The 7,220-nt window shown below is 35.9% G+C and carries 7 protein-coding genes and 1 pseudogene; 7 read left to right on the top strand and 1 reads right to left on the bottom strand.

Annotated elements, in window-relative coordinates; all coding sequences use genetic code 11:
* Positions 1–169 precede the first annotated feature (169 nt).
* Positions 170–616 (top strand): annotated as a pseudogene (locus PGR14_RS15505) (helicase); the annotation flags it as partial.
* Positions 593–793, top strand: coding sequence for a restriction endonuclease subunit S (locus PGR14_RS15500; protein WP_242854881.1), 201 nt, complete (start codon positions 593–595; stop codon positions 791–793). The pseudogene PGR14_RS15505 and the gene PGR14_RS15500, both read left to right, overlap by 24 nt.
* Here PGR14_RS15500 and PGR14_RS15495 read toward each other — a convergent pair.
* Positions 772–1,323: a restriction endonuclease subunit S gene (locus PGR14_RS15495; protein WP_270223683.1), complete on the bottom strand. Its 552-nt coding sequence runs from the start codon at positions 1,321–1,323 to the stop codon at positions 772–774. The two genes, PGR14_RS15500 and PGR14_RS15495, sit on opposite strands and share 22 nt — an antisense overlap.
* A gap of 209 nt (positions 1,324–1,532) precedes the next feature.
* Here PGR14_RS15495 and PGR14_RS15490 point away from each other — a divergent pair, with 209 nt between their 5' ends.
* From PGR14_RS15490 to PGR14_RS15470, 5 genes are all read left to right on the top strand, one after another.
* The gene (locus PGR14_RS15490; RefSeq protein WP_009203863.1) at positions 1,533–2,213 is read left to right on the top strand and encodes a GTP pyrophosphokinase; all 681 of its coding nucleotides are present in this window, start codon (positions 1,533–1,535) and stop codon (positions 2,211–2,213) included.
* A 35-nt stretch (positions 2,214–2,248) separates the two neighbouring features.
* A complete protein-coding gene (gene cls / locus PGR14_RS15485) occupies positions 2,249–3,808 on the top strand; it encodes a cardiolipin synthase (protein WP_270223682.1) in 1,560 nt (519 codons plus the stop codon).
* A gap of 197 nt (positions 3,809–4,005) precedes the next feature.
* The gene (locus tag PGR14_RS15480; RefSeq protein WP_270223681.1) at positions 4,006–5,439 is read left to right on the top strand and encodes a phospholipase D family protein; all 1,434 of its coding nucleotides are present in this window, start codon (positions 4,006–4,008) and stop codon (positions 5,437–5,439) included.
* Positions 5,418–6,128 carry a response regulator transcription factor gene (locus PGR14_RS15475; RefSeq protein ID WP_005421560.1) on the top strand — a complete coding sequence of 237 codons (711 nt, stop codon included), beginning with the start codon at positions 5,418–5,420 and terminating at the stop codon, positions 6,126–6,128. The genes PGR14_RS15480 and PGR14_RS15475 overlap by 22 nt, the downstream gene beginning before the upstream one ends.
* Entirely contained in the window at positions 6,128–7,171 is a 1,044-nt protein-coding gene (locus PGR14_RS15470; RefSeq protein ID WP_270223680.1) for a sensor histidine kinase, read from the top strand. The genes PGR14_RS15475 and PGR14_RS15470 overlap by 1 nt, the downstream gene beginning before the upstream one ends.
* Positions 7,172–7,220 lie beyond the last annotated feature (49 nt).

The following is a 7,220-nucleotide window of genomic DNA, read 5'->3' as shown; positions in this document are numbered from 1 at the left end:
GGAAGTAAGGCGACTGATATATAAAAGCACTTGATAAGGAACTGTAAGTTACGATGTTAAAAAGTAGAAGTTACTGATGATGGAACGCCGGATGAGGGGAAACTCTCATGTCCGGTGTGAAGTGGGGGAAAGTCTGGCGATAACATCAAAGGATTACCTATCACTATAGGACCGTTTGATTGCCCTGCATCATTTGGATATTGGTTGGAAACCATCTGACTTGGAACAGAGGGAAGGACGTATTATCCGTCAGGGAAACCATAATAAAAAGGTTCATATCTTCCGGTATGTAACAGAATCCACTTTCGACAGTTATATGTGGCAGTTGATCGAGAACAAGCAGAAATTCATTTCCCAGATTATGACGAGCAAAGCACCGGTCAGAAGTTGTGAAGATGTGGACGAAGCGGCGCTGTCCTATGCAGAGGTCAAAGCACTTGCAACCGGAAATCCGGCAGTAAAAGAGAAGATGGCATTAGATGTGGATGTGGCAAAATTAAAGCTTTTAAAAGCTAATCACATGAATAACCAGTACCGCCTGGAAGATGACATTGCAAGGAATCTTCCGCAACAGATTGCAAAACTGACGGAGATTATTGCCAGCTACAAGGCAGATAAAGGAAGTACTGTTGATCGTATTTCGGTAGAGGAGTTTCCAAATTACACTATTCCCGTGATTTCATTGAAGAATCAGAAAAAAATGGTTGCAGTATTAGAAAAAATCGACGCTAAGATAAGGACTAATAATAAGATAAATGATTATTTATCATATCAATCTTCGATGGCAGCTTGACCATTCATGAGCATTGGAAGTAACCAGTCTCTTATTGAGGCTAATTCATCACTTTCTTTCTGATATTGTTCTTGAAGCATGAGCAAACAATTAAACTTGTTTAAAATAGCTTTATTATCAGGAATAAAAACTGGAATATTTTCAATATCTCCTTTGGTAATGAATTTTACAATCGAACCTGAAGCTGCAGATTTAAATGACTTTATTTGATACATGCTTGCTAAATACAGAAGAGCATAATACTCTAGGTCTGGTATTAACACATATGTTCTTTGATAAGCATTAAATTTTCCTGTATAATGCTTAACATTAAACTCTCCATTGCCGGCTATCAAAATAGATGAAGCATTGAACGCATATTCATCACATTTCAATGTATTACTTGAGCAAGTAAAGAAATTATATTTCCCATTTGGTGATGAAAAATTTGCATCTTCCTTCCCAGTAACAATATTGGTCAAAGCAGATGCAATTGTATTACGACCAGTAATATTCCCAGTTTGAGCATCATTCATCATATTTTCATACAACAAGCAAAGTAGCTGTTCTAAATAATCATTTAAAGTGGAATGGAGAAGATAGATACGATCGAGAAATTTCTATTGTAAAAGAGTCATGACCAAAGAGAAATATCTAAATTATATAGATAGCCTTGTTATCCAGTAATTCAAGGAGAACGAATCAACTATCAAAATAAATAATGTTTTGAATACGGGGATGAAGTAGAAAGGAAAGTACCATGACAAAGGATGAAGTAAAAAAACTCTGGATGGACAGTCCGGAATCACTACAATTTTTAAATAATGCTACAAAATTTTATAATTTAATGATGATGTATCGTTGTGCTATTCGGGAGATACAAACTAAACTTGAGGTTTTGGATGATGAATTTTCAGTTGAGAACAATCGAAATCCTATTTCTTTTATAAAAACAAGGATTAAGAAGCCCAATAGTATTTACAATAAATTGCAGAAAATGGGACATGATTTTACAACAGAAAATATACAGACATATTTAAATGATGTAGCAGGCGTTCGAATAGTTTGTGCGTTTATTGACGATATTTATATGATATCAGATTTGATTACCCAACAGGATGATATTAAAGTTATTGAAATAAAAGATTATATAAAAAATCCAAAACCAAATGGTTATCGAAGCTATCATATGATTGTTGAAATACCAGTATTTTTTGCTAAGGGTAAAACACCTATGCGTGTAGAATTACAGATCCGAACCAATGGTATGGATTTCTGGGCAACATTGGAACATCAACTTCGCTATAAAAAAGGAATTGAAGAAATGCCTGGTTATGATGAGATAAGTGAAGAATTACTTCATTCTGCAAGAGCTATCATTGAAGCGGATAATGAAATGCAGAGAATAAAAGACAAAATAGGTATGTTTCATGAAATTTAGGCAGAAAACTGAGCAAGTAGGAAGGTGGAATATATATGAAGCAAGATACTTTAGAGGGCAAAGCAAAAACAAAAAATGGGGTAAAACGGCTGTGTTTTTCCATAGTCTGCATTCTTCTGGAAGTAATTTTTATTATTACTATCGTAACACGCTTGAATGAATATGCAGAAATTATAAATTTATTTACAAGGATTTTGAGTGGAATCTTGGTTTTGGGATTGTACGCATCAGATAAGACCTCTTCTATGAAAATGCCTTGGGTCATCTTAATTCTAATCTTCCCAATTATGGGTGTAGGCCTGTATTTGTTGATTGGTTTGAATGGTGGCACACATAAAATGCGTGAACGATATACAGAAATTGATAGTAAATTATTACCAATGCTTCCTGACAATCAGGAGTGTTTGAGTAGAATAAAAGAAACGATTCCGAAAGCAGGAAATATCGCAAGTTACATACAAAGAAATTCGCAGTATCCAATCTATCAGAATACAGATATTGTGTATTTTGATGAAGCAGTGACAGGATTAGAGGCACAGCTTAAGGATTTGAAGAAAGCACAGAAATTTATCTTCATGGAATATCATGCGATAGAAGACGCTGAAGCATGGCATAAGATTCAAGATGTTCTGGAAGAGCGAGTAAAAGCAGGTGTGGAAGTTAGAGTATTCTATGATGATATGGGTTCTATAGGCTTTATTAATACAGATTTTGTGAAAAAAATGGAGCGAATAGGAATTCATTGCCGTGTATTCAATCCGTTTATGCCAGGTTTAAATCTGTTTTTGAACAACCGTGATCATAGAAAAATAACAGTTATTGATGGAAAAGTCGGATTTACAGGTGGATATAATCTCGCAAATGAATATTTTAATTACACACACCCGTACGGACAGTGGAAAGATACAGGTATTCGTTTAGAAGGAGATGCTGTTCAGTCGCTTACGGTGACATTTTTGGAGATGTGGAATGCAGTAAGTGATAAGGATGCTAATGATTCTGATTTTAGTAAATACCTTTTCCATTATGATTATGCGGCACAGCAAACTGGGTTTGTTCAACCTTATGCAGACAGTCCTATGGATAATGAGCAGGTAGGAGAAGAAGTTTATATCAGTATGATAAATAAAGCTGAAAAATACTGTTGGTTTATGACTCCATATCTAATCATAACAGATGAAATGACACATGCGTTATGCCTGGCTGCTAAGCGAGGGGTAGATGTAAGAATTATCACACCGGGTATCCCTGATAAGAAGTTCATTTATAATATAACTCGTTCTTTTTATCATGGATTAGTTAAACATGGTGTTCGTGTTTATGAGTGGACTCCTGGTTTCTGTCATGCAAAAATGAGTGTGGCAGATGACTGTATGGCAACCTGTGGAACAATTAATCTGGATTATCGAAGTTTATATCACCATTTTGAAAACGGCTGTTTTATGGCAGATTGTCAGGCAGTTGTGGAAATAAAAAATGATCTGATAAGAACGATGGGAGAATGTCGTGATGTGACAGACCAATATCAAATCGGACGAAGTGCATATTTGCGACTGGGACAATTATTTATGAGATTATTTGCTGGATTGCTATAAGAATCTGATGAAACGACCTTTCAAAAAACAGTTGATTTAGAAGTTAACTGTTTTTGAAAGGCCGTTTTTGCTATATCTAACAGTCTGTTGTACAAAGAAGATTTTGCATGGATGAAAAAACAAACCTTGTTGAGGTTAAATTGAGATTGACTTTGTATTGTATAAGTATGAAATAAAAAGGAATCAGGTGATGTACAATGAAAAAGCATAAAATATGTAAAATCCTTCTTGTTATACTGGCAATTTTTTTATGTGTGGCTTTTTATGAATTGCTCGGAATCTGCGTTGCATATAAAAAGCAGCCGGAAGTGTCCAATACAACCAAAAAAAAAACAAAAAATGGGTCATGGAACGAATGCAGTGAAAATACAGAACGGGCAGTAATCATAGAAAAGAATCCAGAAGCGCTTTTACAAAGAGTGCGTTTGATCAAGAATGCAAAAAAGGAAATTATTCTTTCTACTTTTGCATTTCAATCCGATGAAAGTGGAAAATTGATTTTAGGAGCACTGCATGATGCGGCAGACAGAGGTGTACATATTCGTCTGTTAGTAGATGGAATGGAGAGTTGGATTGATATGGAAGGAAATCCGTATTTCTATGGATTATCTTCCCATGAGAATGTTGAAATTAAACTGTATAATAAGGCCAATCCGTTGAAACCGTGGAAAATGATGGGTAGAATGCATGATAAATATTTGATTGCAGATGGAAAGAGATATATTCTTGGGGGAAGAAATACATACAATTATTTCCTGGGTGATTTTCCGGGACATAAGAACTATGACAGAGACGTGTTAGTGGTTTGCGATGAACCTGAGAAAGAAAATTCAGTTAACCAGTTGTCAGAGTATTTTGAAACCATATGGAATCAGGAAGACAGTGGTTATTTTCATAACAATAAAAAACTGGCAAATAGAAAATCTGTAAAGAACGCAGTTTTAGAGTTGCAGAACAGCTATCAGAAATATTTTGAAGAGAATAAGGAAAGAATCTGCGAGACCGATTATACGGACGAAACTTTTGAGACAGAAAAGATTACATTAGTGTCAAATCCTATTCACACAGGTTCCAAAGAACCAGTAGTGTGGTATCAGTTGGGAGAATTGATGAAAAATGCAAAAAATCGTGTGAAGATCCACACGCCATATATTATCTGTAATGATATGATGTATAATACATGGGAGGAGATTGCAGAGAACGTTTCAGATTTTTCTATCATGACAAATTCAGTTGCGAATAATGGGAATCCATTTGGGTCTGCCGATTATGCGAAAAACAGAAATAGAATCTTAAGTACAGGAATTAATATCTGGGAATATGAAGGCGGTTATTCATACCACGGAAAAAGTATTCTGATTGACGATGATCTGTCTGTAATCGGTTCCTTTAATATGGACATGAGAAGTGCATATCTGGATACGGAACTGATGCTTGTAATACGCAGTAAAGATATTAATAAACAGTTGGAAGAGGGCATGATGGAATATGAAAAAGTGTCCCGTCAGATATTAGAAGGCGGAACTTATAATGATCCATATCATGTAGAGCCAATCGAATTAACAAAGAAACGTCAGAGAAAAATATTTTTGGTACAGCATCTGCTTGGATGGGCAAGGTATCTGTTTTAATAAGGAGGAAGGAAAACGTGTTTCAAATATTGATTGTAGAAGATGATAAAGAATTAAGCCAGCTATTCCAAAAAGTGCTTGAGAAGAATGGATATCAAGTCAAAAGTGCATCGGATGGAGCACAGGCATTAGAAGTATTGGATAAGGAATATATTGATCTGATCATTTCTGATATTATGATGCCGGTTATGGATGGCTATGAACTGGTGTCAGAACTTCGTTCAGCAGGATATCAGATACCAGTGCTTATGATCACTGCGAAAGGTTCCTTTGATGATATGCGTCAGGGTTTTTTTTCGGGAAGTGATGATTATATGGTAAAACCGGTAAATGTGAATGAAATGGTTTTAAGAGTCGGAGCACTGCTTCGCCGTGCACAGATATTGAATGAACACAAAATTGTGATTGGTTCAACGGAGTTTGATTATGATGCAATGACGGTTACAACTGATAAGGAAAGTCTTGTTTTACCTAAAAAACAATTCCTGCTTTTATATAAGCTTGCAGCTTCGCCAGGCAGAACATTTACAAAACAACAGTTGATGGATGAAGTATGGGGATACGAGACGGAGGCAGATCCACATACAATAGAGGTACATATAGGAAGACTCAGAGAGCGTTTTAAAGATAATCCGGATTTTGAAATCGTAACAATGCGTGGAATTGGATACAAGGTGGTGAAAAAATAATGGAACAAAGGAAAAAAAAAGGATTGCGGATCCGATCCTGTCTGACTGGTGCAATCTGGCTGGCACTTGTATTTTCAACAGTCATATCTGCTTTATTATTTGCTTTTTTGAATCATTTTTTTAATCTGCCGGGCAGCATATCTGTGCTTGGCTGGCTTTTGATTTTCAATACATTGATTGCAGGGCTGATCACTTCCTTTATCAATGCAAAGTTACTGGAACCAATTACCAGACTTAGTAAAGCAATGAAGGAAGTTTCTCAGGGAGATTTTGAACAGCATTTGGAAACGAACAGCCGTATAGCAGAAGTTGGAGAATCTTATCAAAGTTTTAACGTTATGACAAAAGAACTTCGTGCAACAGAGGTGCTGCAGATGGATTTTGTATCTAATGTTTCTCATGAGTTTAAGACCCCGATTAATGCCATTGAAGGATATACAATGCTGCTTCAGGGAGAAGAACTGTCTCCGGATCAAGAGGAATATGTAGAAAAAATCTTATTTAACACCCAAAGACTTTCCGGATTGGTTGGTAATATTTTGCTGTTATCCAAGTTAGAGAATCAGAATATACCAATGAAAAAAACAGAATATCGTCTGGATGAACAGATCCGCCAGGCATTTCTTTCATTGGAAACAAAATGGACAGAAAAAGAAATTGGTTTCCAGGTAGAATTGGAGGAAGTTAAATATACTGGGAATGAAGGACTTTTTATGCATATCTGGATAAATCTTTTGGATAATGCGATTAAGTTCAGCCCTTCAAAGGGGACAATTATGATGTTTCTGAAACAAGAACAGGATTCTGTTAAGTTCATTCTGGAAGATGAAGGACCAGGAATAGAGGATGATGTAAAATCCAGAATATTTGACAAGTTCTATCAGGTAGATGGATCTCATAAAGCAGAAGGAAATGGCCTAGGTCTTGCACTTGTAAAACGGATTGTAGATAGTGCCGGAGGAACAATCAAAGCAGAAAACCGTGAATATGGTGGATGCAGATTTGTTGTAGAGCTTCCAATACAGAAAGATGAGGCCATATAAGTTTAAGAAAAACAGATAGAGGAGGAATTACATGACATTTTATCAGGAA

The sequence above is a fragment of the Coprococcus sp. AF99-45 genome (assembly GCF_027663865.1).
Lineage (GTDB): Bacteria > Bacillota > Clostridia > Lachnospirales > Lachnospiraceae > Allocoprococcus > Allocoprococcus comes.
This window is presented reverse-complemented; position numbering and strand designations above follow the sequence as displayed.